This window comes from Methylobacterium sp. J-092, from assembly GCF_022829325.1.
GTDB lineage: Bacteria > Pseudomonadota > Alphaproteobacteria > Rhizobiales > Beijerinckiaceae > Methylobacterium.
In genome coordinates, this window is the sequence record NZ_JAKSXU010000220.1 from 12,165 (window position 1) to 31,954 (window position 19,790).

At 72.7% G+C, this 19,790-nt stretch carries 19 protein-coding genes; 12 read left to right on the top strand and 7 right to left on the bottom strand.

Annotated elements, in window-relative coordinates; genetic code table 11:
• Window positions 1-3 precede the first annotated feature (3 nt).
• Complete coding sequence (locus MKK60_RS27745) at window positions 4-897, top strand: hypothetical protein (protein ID WP_243989257.1); 894 nt, start codon at window positions 4-6, stop codon at window positions 895-897.
• Window positions 898-909: 12 nt separating this feature from the next.
• Here MKK60_RS27745 and MKK60_RS27750 read toward each other — a convergent pair whose 3' ends face one another.
• Window positions 910-1,353 carry a PACE efflux transporter gene (locus tag MKK60_RS27750; RefSeq protein WP_147842447.1) on the bottom strand — a complete coding sequence of 148 codons (444 nt, stop codon included), beginning with the start codon at window positions 1,351-1,353 and terminating at the stop codon, window positions 910-912.
• Window positions 1,354-1,442: 89 nt separating this feature from the next.
• On the opposite strand from MKK60_RS27750, the gene MKK60_RS27755 reads away from it, so the two are divergent.
• Window positions 1,443-2,351 (top strand): LysR family transcriptional regulator, encoded by a 909-nt coding sequence (locus tag MKK60_RS27755; RefSeq protein ID WP_243989258.1) that lies wholly within the window; start codon window positions 1,443-1,445, stop codon window positions 2,349-2,351.
• Between the two features lie 35 nt (window positions 2,352-2,386).
• Here MKK60_RS27755 and MKK60_RS27760 read toward each other — a convergent pair whose 3' ends face one another.
• Complete coding sequence (locus MKK60_RS27760) at window positions 2,387-3,031, bottom strand: hypothetical protein (protein WP_243989259.1); 645 nt, start codon at window positions 3,029-3,031, stop codon at window positions 2,387-2,389.
• 45 nt (window positions 3,032-3,076) lie between these two features.
• Window positions 3,077-3,661 (bottom strand): hypothetical protein, encoded by a 585-nt coding sequence (locus MKK60_RS27765; protein WP_147859099.1) that lies wholly within the window; start codon window positions 3,659-3,661, stop codon window positions 3,077-3,079.
• A 147-nt stretch (window positions 3,662-3,808) separates the two neighbouring features.
• Here MKK60_RS27765 and MKK60_RS27770 point away from each other — a divergent pair, with 147 nt between their 5' ends.
• Window positions 3,809-4,792 (top strand): hypothetical protein, encoded by a 984-nt coding sequence (locus tag MKK60_RS27770; protein WP_243989263.1) that lies wholly within the window; start codon window positions 3,809-3,811, stop codon window positions 4,790-4,792.
• A 21-nt stretch (window positions 4,793-4,813) separates the two neighbouring features.
• Here MKK60_RS27770 and MKK60_RS27775 read toward each other — a convergent pair whose 3' ends face one another.
• Both MKK60_RS27775 and MKK60_RS27780 read right to left on the bottom strand, forming a co-directional pair.
• Window positions 4,814-6,007 (bottom strand): glycosyltransferase family 4 protein, encoded by a 1,194-nt coding sequence (locus MKK60_RS27775; protein ID WP_243989265.1) that lies wholly within the window; start codon window positions 6,005-6,007, stop codon window positions 4,814-4,816.
• Window positions 6,007-7,047, bottom strand: coding sequence for a glycosyltransferase family 4 protein (locus MKK60_RS27780; protein WP_313901158.1), 1,041 nt, complete (start codon window positions 7,045-7,047; stop codon window positions 6,007-6,009). The genes MKK60_RS27775 and MKK60_RS27780 overlap by 1 nt, the downstream gene beginning before the upstream one ends.
• A 60-nt stretch (window positions 7,048-7,107) precedes the next feature.
• On the opposite strand from MKK60_RS27780, the gene MKK60_RS27785 reads away from it, so the two are divergent.
• The 8 genes from MKK60_RS27785 to MKK60_RS27820 all read left to right on the top strand — a co-directional run bounded on the left by MKK60_RS27785 (window position 7,108) and on the right by MKK60_RS27820 (window position 15,357).
• Entirely contained in the window at window positions 7,108-9,162 is a 2,055-nt protein-coding gene (locus tag MKK60_RS27785; RefSeq protein WP_243989269.1) for an HAD-IIB family hydrolase, read from the top strand.
• Window positions 9,152-10,039 carry a glycosyltransferase family 2 protein gene (locus MKK60_RS27790; protein ID WP_243989270.1) on the top strand — a complete coding sequence of 296 codons (888 nt, stop codon included), beginning with the start codon at window positions 9,152-9,154 and terminating at the stop codon, window positions 10,037-10,039. The genes MKK60_RS27785 and MKK60_RS27790 overlap by 11 nt, the downstream gene beginning before the upstream one ends.
• A gap of 21 nt (window positions 10,040-10,060) precedes the next feature.
• Window positions 10,061-11,194: a glycosyltransferase gene (locus MKK60_RS27795; RefSeq protein WP_243933622.1), complete on the top strand. Its 1,134-nt coding sequence runs from the start codon at window positions 10,061-10,063 to the stop codon at window positions 11,192-11,194.
• A gap of 47 nt (window positions 11,195-11,241) precedes the next feature.
• The gene (locus MKK60_RS27800; protein WP_243989272.1) at window positions 11,242-12,159 is read left to right on the top strand and encodes a galactosyltransferase-related protein; all 918 of its coding nucleotides are present in this window, start codon (window positions 11,242-11,244) and stop codon (window positions 12,157-12,159) included.
• Complete coding sequence (locus MKK60_RS27805) at window positions 12,156-13,226, top strand: glycosyltransferase (protein ID WP_243989273.1); 1,071 nt, start codon at window positions 12,156-12,158, stop codon at window positions 13,224-13,226. The genes MKK60_RS27800 and MKK60_RS27805 overlap by 4 nt, the downstream gene beginning before the upstream one ends.
• 173 nt (window positions 13,227-13,399) lie before the next feature.
• Window positions 13,400-13,741 carry a hypothetical protein gene (locus MKK60_RS27810; protein WP_243989274.1) on the top strand — a complete coding sequence of 114 codons (342 nt, stop codon included), beginning with the start codon at window positions 13,400-13,402 and terminating at the stop codon, window positions 13,739-13,741.
• A 218-nt stretch (window positions 13,742-13,959) separates the two neighbouring features.
• The gene (locus MKK60_RS27815; protein ID WP_243989275.1) at window positions 13,960-15,015 is read left to right on the top strand and encodes a serine endopeptidase; all 1,056 of its coding nucleotides are present in this window, start codon (window positions 13,960-13,962) and stop codon (window positions 15,013-15,015) included.
• Between the two features lie 51 nt (window positions 15,016-15,066).
• Window positions 15,067-15,357 (top strand): hypothetical protein, encoded by a 291-nt coding sequence (locus tag MKK60_RS27820; protein WP_243989277.1) that lies wholly within the window; start codon window positions 15,067-15,069, stop codon window positions 15,355-15,357.
• 55 nt (window positions 15,358-15,412) lie between these two features.
• Here MKK60_RS27820 and MKK60_RS27825 read toward each other — a convergent pair whose 3' ends face one another.
• The gene (locus MKK60_RS27825; RefSeq protein ID WP_243989279.1) at window positions 15,413-15,595 is read right to left on the bottom strand and encodes a DUF2934 domain-containing protein; all 183 of its coding nucleotides are present in this window, start codon (window positions 15,593-15,595) and stop codon (window positions 15,413-15,415) included.
• A gap of 4 nt (window positions 15,596-15,599) precedes the next feature.
• A complete protein-coding gene (locus MKK60_RS27830; RefSeq protein WP_243945395.1) occupies window positions 15,600-15,887 on the bottom strand; it encodes a hypothetical protein in 288 nt (95 codons plus the stop codon).
• Window positions 15,888-16,393: 506 nt separating this feature from the next.
• Between MKK60_RS27830 and MKK60_RS27835 the strand changes: the two genes are divergently transcribed.
• Window positions 16,394-19,729, top strand: a complete 3,336-nt coding sequence (locus tag MKK60_RS27835; protein ID WP_243989281.1) for a helicase-related protein — start codon at window positions 16,394-16,396, stop codon at window positions 19,727-19,729.
• Window positions 19,730-19,790 lie beyond the last annotated feature (61 nt).

Genomic DNA, 19,790 nt, shown 5'->3' on the forward strand with positions numbered 1-19,790 from the left:
GCCATGCCGGTGATCACCCCGCGGGCGGTGTTCGTCATCCGCGACACCGATTACGAGGCCCTGCTCGCCCGCCACGCCACCCGCGGGCAGGCCCGCTTCTTCCTGGAGAGCCGCGGCCAGAGCCTGGCCGAGGTCGAGGCGCGCCACCTCCGGTTTCACGCCGTGCTCGGGCAGGCGCGGGCGGCGGTGCCGGGGGACTGGCGGCAGGCGCTGACCCGGCGCGTCGACCTCGATCGCTTCCTGTTCGCCCCCGAGGACGTCGTCGTGACGGTGGGCCAGGACGGGCTCGTCGCCAACGTGGCGAAGTACCTGCGCGATCAGCCGGTGATCGGCGTCAACCCGGACCCGGACCTCTACGACGGCGCCTTGGCGCGGATCGCGGTCGGGCGCCTGCCCGCGCTGCTCCCGGCGAGCGTCGCCGGGGCGGCCTCGGTGGAGCGCCGCACAATGGTTCAGGGCGTGCTCGACACCGGCGAGCGGCTGCTGGCGCTCAACGAGATCTTCGTCGGCCATCGCAGCCATCAATCGGCGCGCTACAGGATCGAGGCGGCGGGCATGGCCGAGGACCAATCGTCGAGCGGTCTCATCGTCGCCTCGGGGACCGGCCTGACTGGCTGGGCCCGCTCGATCGGGGAGGCGACGCACCTCACGGTCGGTATCGGGACCGAGGAGGCGGCGGTCGGCTACTGGGTGCGCGAGCCGTTCCCGAGCGTCGCCACCGGCACCGCCGTCCGGGCGGGCAAGCTGAAAGGCACGGCGCTGGCGGTGACCTCGCGGATGAACGAGGGCGGCGTAGTCTTCGCCGACGGGATCGAGCAGGACTTCATCGCCTTCGACTGGGGCCGGCGGGTCGAGCTCGGCCCGGCCGACCGCGCCCTGACCCTCGTGGTCGCGTAGCGTCGCCGCGGCTCAAGCCGAGGGCTCCGCCGCGGCGTCGGCCCAGCTCTGCAGCGGAAACGTCCGGTCGTAGGCCAGATTGAACAGGAAGGCGTAGGCCACGTAGAAGCCCGCGATCGCAAGATCCATCACCAGGGCCTCGACGAGGCCGATGCCGAGATACCAGGCGATCGGCGGCAGCAGGATCACGAGCAGCCCGGCCTCGAACAGCACGGCGTGCGCCACCCGCAGGGGGAGGCTCTTGCGCGTATGCCCGACCAGCCGCTGCATCGCGCGGTCGAAGCCGAGGTTGTAGGCGTAGTTCCACGCCATCGCGACCAGCGCGCTTCCGACGCCGATCACGCCCATGTCGGCGGCGTGCAGCCCGAACAGCAGGGTCCCGAGCGGGATGATGAGCGCGAGCCCGATCACCTCGAACAGGATGGCGTGGCGGATGCGGTCGCGGGTGGTTCGCATGGTCTGGCCCGAAAAAACCTCGTTGGTCGGCCGCGTTCTATCTGCGATATCCGACCCAGCAAGTTGGTACGTATCTCGGAAGCCGATGGATGGCGGTCTCGCTCGATCAGCTTCAGGCCTTCGTGGCGGCGGCCGAGGCCGGGTCCTTCTCCGGCGCCGCCCGCGTGCTGCGGAAGGCGCAGTCGGCGGTCAGCACGCAGGTGGCGAACCTCGAAACGGATCTCGGCCTGCCCTTGTTCAGCCGGGCGGGCCGGAACCCGGTGCTCACGCCGGCGGGGGAACGGCTGCTGCTGGAGGCGCGGGTGGTGCTCGACCGGCGGGAGCACCTGATCGGCGTCGCGAGCAGCCTCGAGCAGGGGGTGGAGAACCGGCTCGTGGTCGCCATCGACGAGCTCTATCCCGAGCACGCGCTCGGCGCGCTCTTCGCCGACTTCGCCCGGCACTTCCCGTCGGTGGAACTGGAGCTGCTCTTCCCGCTGATGGAGGACGTCAGCCGCATGGTGCAGTCCGGCGCCGCCGACCTCGGGGTGATGTGGCGCCAGGAGGTCTTGCCGACGGAACTCGGCTTCCAGACCATCGGCTGGGTGCCGCTCAAGCTCGTCTGCGGGCGTGATCACCCGCTGGCGAAGGCGCGGGTCGCTTGGGAGGAGCTGAAGCGCCACCGCCAGATCCTCGTCGCCGCGCGCGGCGACGGGCCGGAGAAGCGCCGCCTTCGCGTGGCCGCCGAGGTCTGGTGGGTCGAGAGCCACTGGGTGATCCTGGAAATGGTCAAGCACGGGATCGGCTGGGCCTTCGTCACCGACCACGTCATCGCCGCCTCCCAGACCGCGCCGGACCTCGTCACGCCGGACCTGCAGTTCGACAAGGGCGACTGGCCGATCGCCCTCGAGCTGGTCTGGCACAAGCAGCGACCTTGCGGCCCCGCCGCGGCCTGGCTGCGCGAGCGCTTCGCCGCGGAGCGCGTCGGCAGCCTCGCGGGCGACGACCGGCCGCGCTGAGGCCGGCCGCGTTGAGGTGAGGGCGCGCGGCGCGGTCAGGACTCGGCCCACGCCGCCCGCACCGGTCCGGCTGCGGTATCGGGCTTGGCATCGCCAATGAAGATCACCACCGGGCCGTGCTCGGCCCGCCGCGGATCGTAGAAGTCGAGGAGGTCGGGGTACCGGCGCTGGATGAAGTCCGGGCGCAGTCCCGCGCGGCGCAGCAGATGGTCGATGACGACCTGATCGCCGTGCACCCCGTTGGGGACCGGGCCGCACGAACCGGCCCGCATCCAGCGTTCGGGCTCGGCCGCGAACGCGGCGTGGAGGAAATCCAGCTCGCCCCCGTCCCAGCGCAGCAGGGCGCTGGAGAGCCGCCCCTCGTGGAAGTAATCCTCCATCGCGGCGAGTCCTGGCTCGGCCAGCGCATCGCATGGCCCGGTGAGGACGGTGTCGAGGTCGCACAGCAGCGTCGGCCCCCGCGTTAGGCCGGGGCGGAACGCCTCCATTTTCGCCCACCAGGCCGGCCAATCGTGCCGCAGCGGAACCCGCTCGACGCCGGCGACGACGAGCGGAAGGTCCGTGAGGCAGAGGATCCGCTCGAACGCCGGGGCGTGGCGGCGTACTCCGCGGGCGAGGCGCTCGACCCAGGTCGCGTCGTAGCGCCCGCCGCCCTTCAGGACGGTGACGAGGGTGGTCATGCGCGGAACCCGATCATGTTGCGGGGACGGTCCCGACCGGGCGGATCATCCGGACGGGTGAAGGCGGAGCTGGCCGGACGCCTCGGCTTCGGCGAACCAAGCACGCTCGGCCGCCCAGGGATGACCGGGCCAGCCGGCGAAGCCGAAGCCGTAGGCGTCGACCGGCCCGGACCACGAGGGCCGGCCGAGCAGGAGCGCCAGGGTCACGAGGAAGCCGGTGCTCGGGTTCGGCCGTCCCATGGTGCCGGCGCCGAGGCGCAGGCCACCCTCGCGGTGCAGGTCTTCCGGTAGGACGTGAACCGGCTTGCCGAGCGGAGCCAGCAGCGCCAGCGCCTCACGGGTCCAGCACACCTGCTCGGGTCGGTTGTGCTCCGCCGGAAGCATCGGGAACGGCAGGATGAAGGCCTCGGCCGCGCGAACCACCGGGCGGTCGAGGAAGCCCGGGTCGGCCAGCCATTCCCGCATCTGGCCGCCGCGGTTGACCAGGGCGAGGTGGGTGACACGCGAGCCGGTGCGTCCGCGAAAGCCCGCCGCATTGTTGAAGCGCACCACCGAGGGCGCCGCGTCGATCGCGGCGGCGGCCTCGATCCCCGGCGCGTTGCCGACGATGGCGAGCCGGGAACCCGAGATCTGGAGCGCACCGGTCCGGGGCGCATCGGGGGCGCGTGAGGGATCGACCGGTGCGTTCACATGCGGCTGGGGTTCGAGGAGCAGCGGAGGTATGGCGTCGGCCCCACGCGGCAAGGTGCGGCGGCGGAGCGGGAGGGTTGGACCGAGATGCGCCGATGCTTCATCTGCGCCGCAGACATGCTGCAGCCGACCAAACGGCATCTCACGTATCCGGGCGGTCGCCGCCGCGATTTTCCGCTCGCCTGCGCCTCCTGCGGGCTCCTGCTGACAGCGGATGCCGATCCCGACCGCTGCCGCGCCGATCTCGCGGAACGCCTCGCCGCACCGGCCTTCGTTCCGGACCCGGACGGCGCCTACGGGCTCGACCTCTACACCCTACGCAGCGCCGCGACCGGAGCCGGTCTCGGAATTCGCGCGCTCGACGGGGACGGCCGTGCGGATCTGCGCCGGCCGCACGGCATCCGCGCCGCGCAGGCGGACCTCTACGCCCTCGACGAGGGGGAGACGATGCCGGTCTCACTCGGCCTGCTCTGTCGCCCTGCGGATCTCGAGCGCGTCCTGGCCGGCGTCGAGCCCCACGCAGCCTGGACCGACGACGTGGTCGTCCTGCTCGATGCGTCGGCCGGTCCGCCGCGCGCCATGGCCGCCGCCGGCTTCGCGCACGGTGCAGTGCGCGTGGCCGCGTGGCCGATGGACGGCGATTTCGGCGCGCAGCGCAACGCCCTCCAGGACCTCGCCCGCCATCCCTGGATGCTGCAGCTCGACGCCGACGAAACCCTCGACGCCGCCGCGGGCCGCCGCCTCCCGGCGCTTGCGGGCCTGGCCGAGGCGGGCGATGTTCTCTCGGTCGGGCTGCCGCGCCGGAACCGCGTCGACGGCGTCCTCTCCGACGTCTACCCGGACGTCCAGTACCGGCTGAACCGCAGGAGCGTGCGCTATGGCGGCCGCGTGCACGAGCGGCCGGTGCTCGACGGCGGCTGGCCACGCAGCGTCATCGCGCTGCACGGGGCGATCGAGCATCATCTCGGCCGCGCGCACGTCCTAGCGCGCTCGCGGCGCTACGAGAGCCTCGCCCCCGGACGCGGGCGCCCGGAGGAAGAGGCGGCGCTGCTGCGGCCGTTTCGCGACTGAGCGCCCGGTTCGGGGCTCGGCTCAGCGCGCCGCCCGAGCGCGGCTCGCCGCGATGGCGCGCGCGTACAGATCGAGGGTCTCGCGGCCGAGGGCCGCCCGGTTGAAGCGTCCGGCCGCCGCGAGCGCACGAGTTCGGTAGGCCAGGCGAAGGCCCGGGTCGGCGAGCAGCGGGCGGAGGGCGTCGGCGAGCGCCGGGCCGGTCGCGTCCCGTGCCAAGGGCCCCGCGCCGGGGTCGCCGACGAAGGCGCGGGCGCTGGCATCCAGCGCGCAGGCCACCACCGGGCGTCCATAGGCCAGGGCCTCCTGGTAGACGAGGCCGAAGCTCTCGTAACGGGAAGGAGCGAGCACCGCATGGGCGGCGGCGTAGGCCTCGGCGAGCTCGTCCGCAGGAACCCGCCCGCGCGCGCGGATGCGGGCCTGCGCCCCACCGGGCAAATCGCCCGGCAGGTCCGACGGCGGCACGCCGACGAGATCGAGCACGAAGGGCGGAACCGATCCGAACGCGGCCTCGTCGGCGAGGATCGCGATCGCTCCGAGCAGGGCGTCGAAGCCCTTTCGCGCCTCCCCCCGTCCCACGAAGAGCAGGCGCACCGGCTCGGAATGGTCCGGATAGGCCGCGCCCCGCGCGGCCGCCGTGATCTCCGGCGGCAGGCTGAGGCCGATCACCGCTTCCGGCTGCCGGCCGGACAGAGCGTAGGCCCGGGCGATCACCGCCCCGTGCTCGGCCGTGTTGGCGATCAAGCCGGCGCTGCCGCGCGCCTGGGCACGCTCCAGCGCGTCGGCGGTGCGGCCGTCGAACCCGTCGCGCAGCGAGGCGGGGGCGTCGCGCGTGAAGGCCGCCGGCGTCGAGCTTCGCGTCACCAGCGGCAGGTCCCGGCGCCGGGCCAGCAGCACGGCGGGGGCGTACCAGTTCGTCGCCTCCGCCACGTCGAACGGTGCGTGCGCGTGGACCGCGCGCACCGCGCGGCGGAAGGCGAGGGGGGCCGCGAGGTGGCCGGCCGAGCCCCAGCGGCGAAGGCGCGCCAGCGCGCCGCCCGGCGGCAGGGCGATCCCGACAACGGTCACGCCGCCCATGCGCTCGCGGCCGGTGCGGTCGAGGGCGAAGACCGTCACGTCGGCGCCGGCCATGGCGAGGCTCTCCGCGATCTCGCGCGCCGCGGTCGAGAGGCCGCTCGGGGCCGGCGGGTAGTCCCAGGCGAGGTAGGCGACCCGCATCAGGCGGCGAGCAGGCGGCGATACAGGGCGAGGTAGTCGGCCGCCATGCGGTCGGCGGTGAAGCGTGCCTCGAAGCGCGCGCGGACCAGGGCACGGTCGATCTGCTCGATCCGCCCGAGCGCGGCGACCGCCTCCGCTTCGGAAGACACGATGAAGCCCGTCACACCGTCCTCGACGATCTCCGGCACGGAGCCGCGGTTCCAGGCCACCACCGGCGTGCCGCAGGCCATCGCCTCGATCATCACCAGGCCGAAGGGCTCCGGCCAGTCGATCGGGAACAGCAGCGCCCGCGCGCCGCCCAGCAGTTCCCCCTTCCGGCGATCGTCGACGGGTCCGAGATAGGTCGCGTCGTCACCCAGCAGCGGGCGGACCCTGTGCTCGAAGTAGTCCGGGTTGCCGACGTCGACCGTGCCGCCGAGCCGGATCGGGATGCCGGCGGCGCGCGCGACGCGGATCGCGGTGTCCGGCCGCTTCTGGTCGGTCATCCGGCCGACGAAGGCGACGTGCGCGCCGGGCTGCGTCTGCAGGGCGTAGCGGTCCCGCGCGATGCCGTGATGCACGATCCCCGCCCGGTTCGCGGCCGGGATGCCGGCCTCCTGCGCCGCCGAGATCGCCGCGACCGGCAGGTCGGGGAAGCCCGCGAAGAACAATGCCCGGTCGAGCTCGTCCACGCGCCAGTGCACCGTCGTGAGGCTGTGGCGCCGTCGCGCGCCGAGAAGCGCCGCATGCGCGAACTCGCCATGGCAATGCACGATGTCGAACCGGTCGAGACGCAGCCGCAGCGCCTCGAGCTGCAGAGCGTCCAGCGCCGCCGGGACGCCGGGCGCGACGCGTCCATGGCGGCGTTCGAGGGCCGAAAGACTCGGGTGATCGCCCACGTGCGGCAAGTCTGTCGCACTGTCGGAGGGGGCGAACAGTGTTACCTCCACCCCCAAGCCACTGAGCGCCGTGCCGAGGTCGTGGATGACCCGCTCCGTGCCGCCGTGATGCTCAGGGGGAACGGGGAAGATGTTCGGGGCGACTTGGGCGACGCGGATCACGATGGGTACCTCACCTGCAGCGTTCTCTCGTCCCGGCACGCCCGAGACGCCGGCGGCCTGATGTTCGTCCTGCATGTCGCCTTGCAGGGCTGCCTTCGCGGCGGCAGCGTCGCGTTCGGGCTGACCGCCGATACCGGCGGCCACATCCGCTATCTGCTCGACCTCGTCGCGGCCTCGTCTCAGGATGCCGGCATCGAGCGGATCGTGATGGCGACGCGGCTGTTCGACGGCATCCATGGCCCGGACTACGCCGTGCCCGAAGAGCGGATCTCCGACAAGGTCGAGCTCGTGCGGCTCGCGAGCGCGTCGCCGGCCTACCGGTCGAAGGAGGAGATGCACGCGGAGGTCGCGAGCTTCGCCCGGAACCTCACGGCCTGGATCGGCCGGCAGGCGCGGGCGCCCGACCTGATCCACGCCCACTACGCCGAAGCGGCCTCGGTCGCGCGGCTGGTCGAGGACGCGCTCGGGATCCCCTTCGTGTTCACCGCCCACTCGCTCGGACGAGTCAAGGCGTCGATCCTCGGCGCAGGCGCCGAGAACGGCCCCGATCTCGCGCCTCGCATCGCCGCCGAGGAAGGGGCCCTGGCCCGCGCCAGCCTGATCATCGCCTCCTCCCGCGACGAGGCGGAAGTGCAGTATGCCGGCTACGCGGCCTACGATCCCGGCCGCATCCGTGTCCTGCCGCCGGGCAGCGATCTGGCGCGATTCACCGCGGCCGAGCCCCTTCCGCGGGTCGACGCCACCATCGACCGTTTCCTGCACGATCCGAGCAAGCCTGCGCTGCTGGCCCTCGCCCGGCCGGTGGCGCGCAAGAACCTCGCGGCGCTGGTGCGGGCCTATGGGGAGAGCCCGGAGCTTCAGGCCCGCGCCAACCTCGTCCTGATGGCCGGCATGCGCGAGGACATCGACGCGCTCGACGGCGACATGCCCGCGACCCTGCGCGAGATCCTGGTGCTGATCGACCGCTACGATCTCTACGGCCGCGTCGCATATCCGAAGACCCACGACCCGGAGGACGTGCCGGCGATCTACGCCTATGCCCGCACCCGCGGCGGCGTGTTCGTGAACCCCGCCCTTAACGAGCCGTTCGGGTTGACGCTCCTCGAAGCCTCCGCCGCCGGCCTGCCGCTGGTGGCGACGGACAGCGGCGGCCCCAACGACATCGTCGAGACCTGCGGCAACGGCCTCCTCGTCGACCCGCGCGCGCCGGATGCGATCGCCGCCGCGTGCCTGCGGATCCTCGACGAGCCCGATCTGTATGCGGCCTGCGTCGCGGGCGGCGCCCGCGCGGCCGCCGCCTACGACTGGGACCAGCACGCCGCCCGCTACCATGATCTGCTGCGGGCGCTGCTGGCGCCCGAGCCGCCGCTGGCCGTGCCGCGTCAGTTGCTGGTCTGCGACATCGACAACACCCTCGTCGGCTGCGCGGCGTCGCTCGGCATCTTTCGGCGCTGGCGCAGCCGCCAGGCGGGACTGGCCTTCGGCGTCGCCACCGGCCGTTCCTTCCACTCCGCGATGGCGATCCTCGAGCAGCAGGCCAGCCCGCGCCCGCAGGTGATGATCACCTCGGTCGGCTCGGAGATCTACCATCTCGATCCCAACGGCGTGACCTACACGGCAGACCTGGCCTGGCGCGCGGTCGTCTCGACCGGGTGGGACCGCTCCGGCGTCCGCGCGGCGCTCGCCGATCTCGACGGGCTCGTGCCGCAAGGCCCGCTGGAGCAGCGCGGGCACAAGCTCAGCTATTTCGGGGACGCGACGACGGCAAGGGCGGTGCGCGCCCGTCTCGCGCAGGCGGGGCACCGCGCCAGCGTGATCCACAGCCACGGACGCTACCTCGACGTGCTGCCCGCAGCGGCCTCGAAAGGGACGGCGGTCGCCCACGTCCGGGCGCTCTACGGCCTGCCGGAGCGGGCCGTGTTCGTCGCCGGCGATTCCGGGAACGACGTCGAGATGCTGCGCGCCCAGGCGCAGGCGATCATCGTGGCCAACTACTCCGACGATCTGGCGAGCCATGCCGCGCTGAAGCATTCCTACGTCGCCCGCACCTCGCACGCCCGCGGCATCATCGAGGGCGTCGGCCATTTCCGCCGGATGCTGGCCGATGCCGGCTGAGCCTTCGCATGTGCCCTCCGCGAGCGTGCTGACGCTGGTCCGCGGCCGGGCCGACCGTCTGCGCAACCTCATGCATGGGTTGGCGCGCCAGTCCGCGTCCCCGCGGGAGCTGGTGATCGCCTGGATGCAGCCCGAACCCGCGCCGGACCTGCCGGACCCGGGTTGTCCCGTGCGTCACCTCCACGTGGCGGGCGAGCCGATGCCGCTCGCCGCCGCCCGCAACCGCGCGGCCGAGGCCGCCGGCGGCGAGCTGCTGATCTTCCTCGACGTCGACTGCATCCCGTCTCCCGGCCTCGTCGCGGCCTATCGCCGAGCGGCGGCGCAGGCCGAGGGCCTGTTCCTCGGCGAGGTGCTGTATCTGCCGCCCGGGTCCGAGGCGGGGAATGCCGCCGACGATGCGGCGCTCGCGCGGGCCGGGCAGAGGCATCCGGCGCGGCCGGCGGTGCCGCGAACGGGCCTGCGCCCGGAGCCGGATCCCGGCCAGCTCTGGGGCCTGTCCTTCGCTCTGCCGGCCCGCGCTTGGCACGCCGTCGGGGGCATGGACAAGGCTTACGCCGGCTATGGCGGGGAGGAGACCGACCTCGCCGTGCGCCTCGCGGCCGGCGGGTTGCCGACCTTCTGGGTGGCGGGGGCTTGCGCCTACCACCAGCACCACCCGGTCCACGTGCCGCCGCTGCAGCACTTCGAGGCGATCCTCGCCAACGCCGCCCGCTTCCACCGAAGGCACGGACGCTGGTGCATGACCTACTGGCTCGACCAGTTCCGGGCCGCCGGGCTGATCGCCTGGGACGCGGACGCCCCGGCGATCCGGCTCGTCCGCCGGCCGCGCGCCGACGAGGTCGCCGCCGCCCTGCGGCCCGACGCCCTGTTCTCCTGACGGTTTGCGAACACTCCAGCCATGAAGAAGCCCATCGCGTTCTTCGTCCATCATCAGGGACGGGGCCATGCCAACCGCACCATGGCGATCGCCGCCGAATTCGCCCGCGACCGGCCCGTCTCCGTGCTCACGGCCGGCCCCCAGCTGTTCGACGGCTTCTCCCGCGACATCGAGATCGTGCCGCTGCCGAACATGATCGGCGCGTCCGTGCCGACGCCGCGGCTCTACGCGGAGCCGACGCCGCAGGTGATGCACTGCGTGCCCCTCGGCCTTGCCGAGATGCGGCGGACCATGCGGCGGATCCTCGACCACCTCGACGAGCGCGAGGTCGGCCTGTTCGTGGTCGACGTCTCGGCGGAGATCGCGCTGCTCGCGCGCATCGCCAGCGTGCCGGCGGTGCAGATCCGCATGCACGGCGACCGCTCCGACATCGGCCATGTCGGCGCCTACGAAGCCTGCGTCGGGATGCTCGCCCCCTTCGACGAGCGGATGGAGCAGGATGACTATCCGGCGTACCTGCGAGCCAAGACCTTCTACAGCGGTGGCCTCTGCACCAGCGTCGACGGCGTGCCCGGTCGCGCCGAGGCGCGCGCACGGCTCGGCCTCGATCCGGCGCGCGAGATCGTCGTGGCCGTGACGGGCGGCGGGGGCAGCGGCACGCCCTACGCGCCGCTGACAGTGGCCGCGCGCGCCGCCCCCGAGACCCTGTGGCTCACCCTCGGGCCGACCCATCGCGAGGGTCACGAGACCGACTTCTCCAACCTGCGCGAGCTCGGCTGGGTGCCCTCGGTGACCGACTACCTCGCCGCCGCGGACATCGTGCTGGCCTCGGCCGGCGACAACACGGTCCACGAGGTCGCCCGCGTGGGCGGCCGGCTGATTGTGATGCCGGAATGGCGCTACTTCGGGGAGCAGACGCGCAAGGCCGAGGCCCTGGTCCGTTTGGGCGCCGCGGTCCAGGCCCCGGTCTGGCCCGGCGATCTGCAGGGCTGGCGCGATCTCCTCGCCCGGGCCCGCACCCTCGATCCCGCCCCGCTGGGCAGCCTCTACGCGCCGGACGCCGCCGCCCGCGCCGCCGGCTGGCTCGAAGGGCTCGCCGACGAACTCTGGAGCGGCGCGGCCGAGCGACCGGCGCTCGCCGTCGTCGCTCGCTGACCGCCCGCTCAATGCCGCGCTCGATCGTCCAGGAGCCAGACCGCCCGATGTCCACCGTTTCCGTCGTGACCCTCGCCAAGGGGCGGCCCGCGCACCTGCGCAACGTGCTCCTCGGCCTCGAGCGCCAGACGCAGGCCCCCGTCGAGTTCATCGTCGCGGTGATGCAGGACGCGCCCTACGACCTCCCCGAGGTGGCCTTCCCGGTCCGTCAGATCCTGGTCCCCGGCACCGAGCTGCCGCTCGCGGCCGCGCGCAATCGCGGCGTCGCGGCCGCGAGCGGCGACGCCGTCGTCTTCCTCGACGTCGACTGCATCCCGGGCCCCGACCTCGTGGCCGACTACGCGCGCGGGCTCGCCGAGCTCGACGGCCTGCTGATGGGCGAGGTCCTGCACCTGCCCGAGAAGGCCACGGCGGGCGCCTGGACCTGCGAGGCCTTCGCCGCGGTCGCCGAGCGTCACTCGGACCGTCGCGGCCCTCCGGCTTCCGGCATCGAGATCTGCCGCGACTACCGCTGCTTCTGGTCGCTGAACTTCGCCATCCGGCGCGCCACCTTCCTCGCCACCGGCGGCTTCGACGAGCGCTACGTCGGCTACGGCGGCGAGGACACCGATTTCGGCAAGATCCTCGATCAGGCCGGCATCCCCATCGCCTGGATGAAGGGCGGGCTGGCCTACCACCAGTACCACCCGCACCACATGCCGCCGGTCCACCACCTCGCCAGCGTGGTGCGCAATGCCGAGCTGTTCGAGGCCAAGTGGGGCTACCGCACCATGGGGCACTGGCTCTACGCGTTCAAGGTGATGGGTCTGATCGACGACGCGCCCGATCGGCCGATCCGCATCCTGCGCCACCCCGAGGCCGGCGATCTCGCGCTCACCGGCCAGCAGAGCCACCAGCCCTACAGCAACGCGGCGTCCGTCATCCGCTTCCTCGAAGCCCAGGCCGCCCCGGCGGCGACTGCGTGAGGATCGCGCTCCTCGCCCATCTCCGGCATCCGGTAGCGCGCCCCTTCGCGGGCGGGATGGAAGCCCAGAGCTGGGCCCTCGCCGACGGGTTGATGGCGCGCGGGCACGAAGTGGTGCTGTTCGCCGCCGGCGACAGCGATCCGCGCTTCGCCGTCGATCCCGTGATTTCGGTGCATCATGAGCGCAGCTTTCCCGGGCTGGAGCATCGCGGCGACGCCGGCCTCGTCGCCCATGTCGACGCCGGATACGCCGCCGCCTGCGACCGGATCGCGGCCGGCGGGTTCGACGTGCTCCACAACAACAGCCTGAGCCGGCTGCCCCTGGAACGCCGGCGCATCGCGGTGGTGCCGACCGTGACGTCGCTCCATGTCCCGCCCTACGACGCGCTGCGCTGGTTCGTGGACGAAAGCCTCGGGCCCGGTCACCGGATCACCGTCACGTCGGAGGCGCAGCGCACGCTGTGGTGGCCGGACGCGGTGCCGGCGGGCGTGTCCGTCCTCCACAACGGCGTCGATCCCGGCGCCTGGCCGTATCGTGAGCGCGGCGACGGGACCGCCGTCTGGTCCGGGCGCATCGCGCCGATCAAGGGCACGCATCTCGCGGTCGCGGCGGCACGGCGTGCCGGCATGCCGCTGACCGTGTTCGGCCCGATCGAGGACCGGGCGTACTGGGAGGCGGAGGTCGCGCCCCAGATCGGCGGTTCGATCCGATACGGCGGCCACCTCTCCGGCGCCGCGCTGGCGCGCGAGATCGGCCGCGCCTCGGTCTTCCTGTTCACGCCCTGCTGGGACGAACCCTTCGGCCTCGTGGCGGTGGAGGCCATGGCCTGCGGCGTGCCGGTCGCGGGCTTCGCCATGGGCGCGGCCGAGGAGGTCGTCGGCGAGGCCGGCCGCCTCGCGCCCGTGAACGACGTGGCCGCGCTCGCCCGCGCGATCGGCGAGGCACGCGCCATTCCCCGCACCGTCCCGCATGGACGGGTCTCGCGACTGTTCACCCGCGATCTCTGGCTGGAACGCTGCGAAGCCGTGTACGCGCTGGCGCGGACGGAGCATGCCACGCGGAACTGACCTCGTCCACTGCCGTCCGGCTCCGATGCTCACGCGACCGTGAACACAGCATCGCCTCAATCCCAAGCCCAAGAGACTTCGATGGTCCTGCGCGGGCGGCCACCGATCGACCGGATCATGCCGGCGCGGTCTTCTGTTCGGCGGCGACCTGGATTGAATCTTAGGCGGTGGTGATGCTGCTCATCTGGTCCGGCTGGGGCATTTTGGTCCTGCCCGTGGTTTTCGGCACCGCCCTTCTCGTCGGCGCCTCGGGCGGGCTGGCGCTTCGCGCGCTCGGCCATCCGGAGCTGACGTTCCTCGCCGTCAGCCTCGGGCTGCTCGCCGCCGCGGCAGCCAACTGGTTCGTCGGCCGAAACCTCAACGGCACGCCGCCCCGCGAACTCCTCGATCCGGGCTCCAACCAGCGCGTGCTGCTGCACAGGGTCCACAAGCTGTTCTGGATCCGGATGGAATACTGGTCCGTCCCCGTGGCGCTCGCCGCCCTTGTGCCGCTCCTGGCCCTGCGCAACCTGTGAGCCGGCCGACGACGCGCGTTGCCGGCGGACCGGACGCCGTTCGGCGCGTCGCGGCTCGGCTTGCCGTCGTGATGGGAACGCCGGCGGCGGCCGAGATGCCGGTCGTTTCCGTCGGGATCGACGGCTTCGACGCGTTCCTCGGGGCCTGCGCGTGGTGTGCTGCGAGCTCCGGCGTGCCGGAATGCCCAAAGCTTCTCCGGAGAAAAGGACCGATCTGCGTGGCCAACGGCACCCGCGTATCCGAGCGTTGGTTCAACGCCGCCCTGTGGCTCGTCGCCCTGCTGTTTGCGGGCTTCCTGATCGGCCTGGGCTCGCTCGTGGTCGGCGACCTGCCGCAGGTCGAGCACCGCTACACCGTGGATCAGTTCCTCGACCCGGAGCCGGCGCGCGCCTCGGCCGCCGCCCTCAAGCAGATCCGGCGCGAGCAGGACGACGCGCGGCGGCAGGCGGAGGCGGCGCAACTGGCCCTCGACGCCGCCCGCTCGGCGACCGAGTCGGCGCGCGAGACCTTCGCGAACTGGCTGAAGACCCGCAACGCCACCCAGCGCGTCGACCAGGATCCGGGGCTCGTCGCCCGCACCGAGGGGCTGGATCAGCTCAAGGCGGCCGAGCGCGCCGTCGAGGAGCGGCTCGAAGGCCTGAACCGCACGGCCTTCGAGCTCGGCGAGCGGGAGGCGGCGCTCTCGGCCGCCGACGGCGCCCTGCAGGCCGAGGCGCAGGCCAGGCTCGTTTCGGCCGAGCGCGGTCAGGAACTGCGGGTGTTCGGCTATCGGCTCGCCCTCACGCTGCCTCTCCTGATCTTCGCCGGTTGGCTTCTGTTGAAGCGCCGGCGCACGCGCAACTGGCCGTTCGTCTGGGGATTCGCCTTCGCCGCGGCCTTCGCGTTCTTTGTCGAGCTGGTGCCCTACCTGCCGAGCTACGGCGGCTACGTGCAGTACGGCGTCGGCGCGGTCCTGACGCTCGTGGGCGGCCGCGCCGCGATCAACGCGCTGCACGCCTACCGCGAGCGGCAAGCCCTGGTGGAAGCGCGGCCAGATGCCGAGCGCCGCACCGAGATCGCCACCGACGAAGCGCTCGCGCGCCTCGCCCGGAAAGTCTGTCCCGGCTGCGAGCGCGGGATCGCCCTCGACGATCCCGCCACGAACTTCTGCCCGCATTGCGGGCTTGGGGTGTTCGAGCGCTGCTCAGCCTGTTCCCAGCGCAAGAGCACGTTCGAGCGGTTCTGCCGCGGATGCGGCGAGCGCCGGATGGTCACCGCGGCCGTGACCGGGTAGCTGACGCGCAGAGAACGCCGAATGTTGACCGCTTCACACACAGGGTACCCGATGAGTCGCCCGCGCGGCGTCGGTCTGCCGTGGTACGGCCCGGAGCACTACGACGCGCTCCGTCACGGCTTCGTCGACGGCGCTAAGCTGCCGGCGTCGTACGAGGCGTGGCGCATGTCCGCCGAGCAGGTCGAGCGTGAGGTGCAGCGCAGCGGCGTCGACGTCGTTCGCGTGCCGATCGAGCTGGGCGCGTTCACCGACTGGTGCGTGCGCACGGGGTCGGCGAGCGATGGCGCGGCACGCGCCCGGTACGCGGCCGAGCGCCTCGAGAAAACCGCCGCAGGGGGCTAGCGGGCCGTCCCTCGGGACGATCTGGTCGGTCCGGGGGCCTTGGGCCGCCGGAGCCTCACGTATGATGCGGATCGGTGTTCCGGTTTTCGCCTCGGTTCTTCCGTTCCGCCTTCAATTCCCGCTCGGCCAGAACCCAGAACCGCATCTCCTGGCCTTCGGGGCGGTGATTGCGGTCCCAGAGGTCGTAGGCCCGCTGCCGGATCTGCTCGATCGGGATCGGTGCGTCGTCGTCGTCCATGCGTTCACTGATCTTCGTTGGGCCTGATCTGCATCCCTGCGCGATCGGAGGATCGCGCCGCGGCGTTTCGGACTTGCGGTGGCGCCGGGTCCGGCTCGAACCGAGCGATGAAGCGTAGCTGATCCCATAGATCGATACCGTGACCATCCACCAGGGCCTGGACCTGCGCCTTGGCGTCGTCGTCGCCCGCCGCGGCGATCACGGCCTGCAGGACCATCCGGCCGTCCGCGCCGAACATCATCGCCCGGTAGCACGGCACGCCCTCCGGTTCTGCCGACGGCGGCCCGCTCATCGGCCGGGCCCCGGTCCCGTGATCGATGGGCGCGCCCGGGCGATCGGGGCGCGTCCACCGTCGATGCGCCGACCCGCGCCATCCGCACGAACGTCGTTGTCGGGACCCGCCATGGGATTTGCCGCGCTGGAAACGGCGGGAGCACGAGCGTCTCGCAGGCGCTGACGGCCGGGATTCTGGTCAGCGATGGTCTAGAACTGCACCTTCGGAGGGGATTCGCACTAACATAGGATAGCTTGTGGATCGGTGCGGTGCGTTCCCCAAGAGCGGTGCCGATCTCCTGGCGGCTTTCCTCTCCGTGCCCACGTCGAGGCCGAGATGCCCTAACGCTGCGGCTAGTTCGACGCCCTGCCGCGCGCCCGCGCTGCCGTGCCGACGGTACGACGGCGGGCGGTGCGAGCGGCGGCACGCCGCACGCTTGAGCTGTGAATAGCCGCCTTCCAGATGGGACCGGTCCGGACCGAACCGCGTTGCCGGAGTCCCAAGGGTTGCGGACGGAGTGCGGAATGGCCGAGCGTCGACGGAAGGTGGCAGAGCCGGCACCTGCGCAGCTGGACGACGCCCCCCTCGTTCCGATCGGGGCGCTCGCGGTTTCGCTCCTGGACATTGCTGCGCAGGCCGGATCGAGCCGGTCGAACGCGTCGAAGCCGGTCGTGCACGTCGCGCGCGACGCGCGTCGTCTCGACGACCTCGCCCGCGTCCTGCGCGCGCTCGCTCCGAACGCCGAGATCCTCGTCTACCCCGAATGGGACTGCCTGCCGTTCGACCACGCGTCGCCGTCCCGGGCGACGATGGGAGCGCGCGCCGCGGTGCTCCGCCGGCTGAGCGGTAAGGGAGCGCCGCCGGACTTCGTCATGACCACGGGGCCGGCGCTCGCCCAGCGCGTCCCGCCACGAGCGACCTGGGACAACGCGCACGTGCCCCTCGCGATCGGCGACCGGATCGATCCGGCGCGGATCACCGCCGCCCTGGTCCGTCTCGGCTACGTCGTGGACGAGCGCGTCGACGAGCCGGGCGAGGTCGCCGTGCGCGGCCGCACCATCGAGGTGTTCCCGGCTGACGCGGCCAGGCCGTCCCGCATCGAGCACGCGGACGGCCGCGTCACGGCGATCCGGGTCTACGATCCGATCACCCAGCGATCGGTCGGAGATGTCGACCGCCTCGTGATCGATCCGGCCACCGAAATCGTCCTCGCCGCGGGTTCGGAAGAGCGGCTGCGCCCCTTCACCGGCCAGGAGCACGCCCTCGCCCGATTCTACCCACGCCTGGTGACGCCCCTCGACTATCTTCCCGATGCCGGCCTCGTGGTCGAGGAGGGAGCGTCCGCGCGGATGGCCGCCTTCTTCGAACAGATCGACGAGGCGCGCGCGATGAAGCGCGCCGGGCGGAACGGCCGGAGCGACGTGGGGCGCGGAGCTGACCTGTATCTGTCGCTCTCGGACTGGACGAAGGCGGTCGAGGCGCGGACGCTCTCCGCGGCGACCCGGGACGCGACCAAGGACATCGCCCTGCCGAGCCTGGCGGGGGCCACGCGTCCGACGGTTGCCTTCGCCAAGGTTCTCCGCGCGGAGTTGAAGGCCGGGCGGCGGATCGTCCTGGCCGGCCCGACGCTTCCGCTGCGCCGGCTCGTGCGCGAAGCATCCGCGGTGGCCGACCGCGCGGTTCGCCTGATCGACGGTTGGGCGGAGGTGGCCTCGGCCAAACCGGGGGAGGTCCTCGCCCTGCAGGCGCCCCTCGGGGCGGGTTTCCACGCCGACGGCGCCACCGTGATCGCGGCGGCCGACCTCTACGGCCCGGACGCCGCGCCGGTCGGTCCCGCAGGCCACGTCCTGCCGCTGTGCGAGGTCGATCTGCGCCCCGGCGACGTCGCGGTCGACCGCGACCGCGGCTTGTGCGTCTTCGAGGGCTTGGAGCAGGTCGCTGCGGTCGGTGACAGGCCGGCGACGGAAGCCCTGCGCCTGCGGTTCGCCGACGAAGCCGTCCTGATGGTGCCCGTCGCCCAGGCCGACCGGATCTGGCGCTACGGCTCCGAGCCGAGCGCCGTCACCCTGGACAAGCTCGACGGCGGCACGTGGGCCCGCCGCCGCCTGGAGGCCGAGGCGACGATGGCGCGGACCGCCCGCCACATGCTGGAGACGGCCCGCGAACGTCGCGAGGCGGGCGTCCCGGCGATCCGGCCTCCGGCTCGGGAGATGGAGCGCTTCGCGGCCGGTTTCGGCTTTCCGCCGACGCATGACCAGGCCGCGGCCATCGAGGCCGTGGCGACGGATCTCGCTTCCGGAGTGCCGATGGACCGGCTCGTCTGCGGCGACGTCGGCTTCGGCAAGACCGAGGTGGCCCTGCGCGCGCTGGCGGCAGCGGTGTTCGCCGGGCGGCAGGCGGTGCTCATCGCGCCGACCACGGTGCTCGCGCGCCAGCACGCCGAGACGCTGCGCCGACGCTTCGGCCGCTTCGGCATCGCGGTGGCGCAACTCTCCCGCCTGGTATCCCCGGCCGAGGCCAGGCGCGTGAAGGCGGGCCTCGCCGACGGCACGGTGCGGCTGGCCGTCGGCACCCACGCCCTGGCCGGGCGCGGCGTCGCCTTCGCCGACCTGGGCCTCACGGTGATCGACGAGGAACAGCGCTTCGGCGTGAAGACCAAGGCGGACCTGCGTCGTCTCGCCGGCGGCGGCCACGTGCTGACGCTCACCGCGACGCCGATCCCGCGCACGCTGCAATCCGCCCTCGTCGGCCTTCAGAGCCTCAGCATCCTGGCGACGCCGCCGGCTCTGCGTCAGCCGGTCCGCACGATCGTCGCCGCGTTCAATCCCGATACCCTGCAGGACGCGCTCGTTCGCGAGCACCGGCGCGGCGGACAGAGCTTCGTGGTCTGTCCTCGCGTCGAGGATATCGGGCCGATGGCCGAGCGCCTGCGCGCCCTCGTTCCCGACCTCGAGGTCGTCGTCGCGCATGGCGGCCTGAAACCGTCGGAGATGGACGAGGCGATGGTGCGCTTCGCCGACGGCGACGGGGACGTGCTCCTCGCCACCGCGATCATCGAGAGTGGGCTCGACGTGCCGCGCGCCAACACGATGCTGGTCTGGGAGGCGGCCAAGTTCGGGCTGGCGCAGCTCCACCAGCTGCGCGGCCGGGTCGGGCGCGGCCAGCGCCGCGGCGTCGTCCACCTGCTCTTCGATTCCGATGCCCCCCCGAGCCCGGCCGCCGAGCAGCGCATGCGGGCGCTGGAGGCGATGGACCGTCTCGGCGCAGGCTTCGCGATCAGCGCCCGCGACCTCGACCTGCGCGGCGCGGGCGATCTCGTGGGCGAGGATCAGGCCGGCCACGCCAAGCTCGTCGGCCTCGGTCTCTACCGGCATCTTCTCGAGCTCGCGCTCCGCCTCGCCAAGGGCGAGGAGGCCGAGGATTGGTGCCCCGAGATCGAGATCGGGCTTCCCGGCGGCATCCCGGGCGATTACGTGCCCGAGCCCGAGATCAGGCTCAGCCTCTACACCCGCCTGCTGCGCCTCCGGGACATCGAAGCGATCGAGGCGCTTTCGAGCGAGGTCGAGGATCGCTTTGGCGCTCCGCCGGAACCCGTCTCGGCGCTGTTCGCCCTCGGGCGCCTGCGTGCGGCCTGCCGTGCGCTCGGCGTCGCCCGGTTGAGCGGCGGCCCGCAGGGTATCGCAGCCGACCTCAGGCCCGGCATCAAGGCCGGGCCGATGCCGGCCGAGGACGACCTCGTCGTCCGAGAGGGACGCGTCGTCCTGCGCCGCTCCGTCACCGAGCCGACGGAACGCGCCGCCCTGGCCATGGATCTCCTCGACCGGCTGCGGGCGGCCCAGGAGCGAAACGGCCAGCGGTGACATCGCCGGGCTGCATCGGATCGCGGGACGCCGACTTCGTCTCGCGGGTCGATGACGTTCG

What these genes read in the sequence shown, in the direction of transcription:
- MKK60_RS27745 (WP_243989257.1), top strand. Translation starts at nt 4, where the DNA reads ATGCCGGTGATCACCCCGCGGGCGGTGTTCGTCATCCGCGACACCGAT.
- MKK60_RS27750 (WP_147842447.1), bottom strand. Translation starts at nt 1,353, where the DNA reads ATGCGAACCACCCGCGACCGCATCCGCCACGCCATCCTGTTCGAGGTG.
- MKK60_RS27755 (WP_243989258.1), top strand. Translation starts at nt 1,443, where the DNA reads ATGGCGGTCTCGCTCGATCAGCTTCAGGCCTTCGTGGCGGCGGCCGAG.
- MKK60_RS27760 (WP_243989259.1), bottom strand. Translation starts at nt 3,031, where the DNA reads ATGACCACCCTCGTCACCGTCCTGAAGGGCGGCGGGCGCTACGACGCG.
- MKK60_RS27770 (WP_243989263.1), top strand. Translation starts at nt 3,809, where the DNA reads ATGCGCCGATGCTTCATCTGCGCCGCAGACATGCTGCAGCCGACCAAA.
- MKK60_RS27775 (WP_243989265.1), bottom strand. Translation starts at nt 6,007, where the DNA reads ATGCGGGTCGCCTACCTCGCCTGGGACTACCCGCCGGCCCCGAGCGGC.
- MKK60_RS27785 (WP_243989269.1), top strand. Translation starts at nt 7,108, where the DNA reads ATGTTCGTCCTGCATGTCGCCTTGCAGGGCTGCCTTCGCGGCGGCAGC.
- MKK60_RS27790 (WP_243989270.1), top strand. Translation starts at nt 9,152, where the DNA reads ATGCCGGCTGAGCCTTCGCATGTGCCCTCCGCGAGCGTGCTGACGCTG.
- MKK60_RS27795 (WP_243933622.1), top strand. Translation starts at nt 10,061, where the DNA reads ATGAAGAAGCCCATCGCGTTCTTCGTCCATCATCAGGGACGGGGCCAT.
- MKK60_RS27800 (WP_243989272.1), top strand. Translation starts at nt 11,242, where the DNA reads ATGTCCACCGTTTCCGTCGTGACCCTCGCCAAGGGGCGGCCCGCGCAC.
- MKK60_RS27810 (WP_243989274.1), top strand. Translation starts at nt 13,400, where the DNA reads ATGCTGCTCATCTGGTCCGGCTGGGGCATTTTGGTCCTGCCCGTGGTT.
- MKK60_RS27820 (WP_243989277.1), top strand. Translation starts at nt 15,067, where the DNA reads ATGAGTCGCCCGCGCGGCGTCGGTCTGCCGTGGTACGGCCCGGAGCAC.
- MKK60_RS27825 (WP_243989279.1), bottom strand. Translation starts at nt 15,595, where the DNA reads ATGGACGACGACGACGCACCGATCCCGATCGAGCAGATCCGGCAGCGG.
- MKK60_RS27830 (WP_243945395.1), bottom strand. Translation starts at nt 15,887, where the DNA reads ATGAGCGGGCCGCCGTCGGCAGAACCGGAGGGCGTGCCGTGCTACCGG.
- MKK60_RS27835 (WP_243989281.1), top strand. Translation starts at nt 16,394, where the DNA reads ATGGCCGAGCGTCGACGGAAGGTGGCAGAGCCGGCACCTGCGCAGCTG.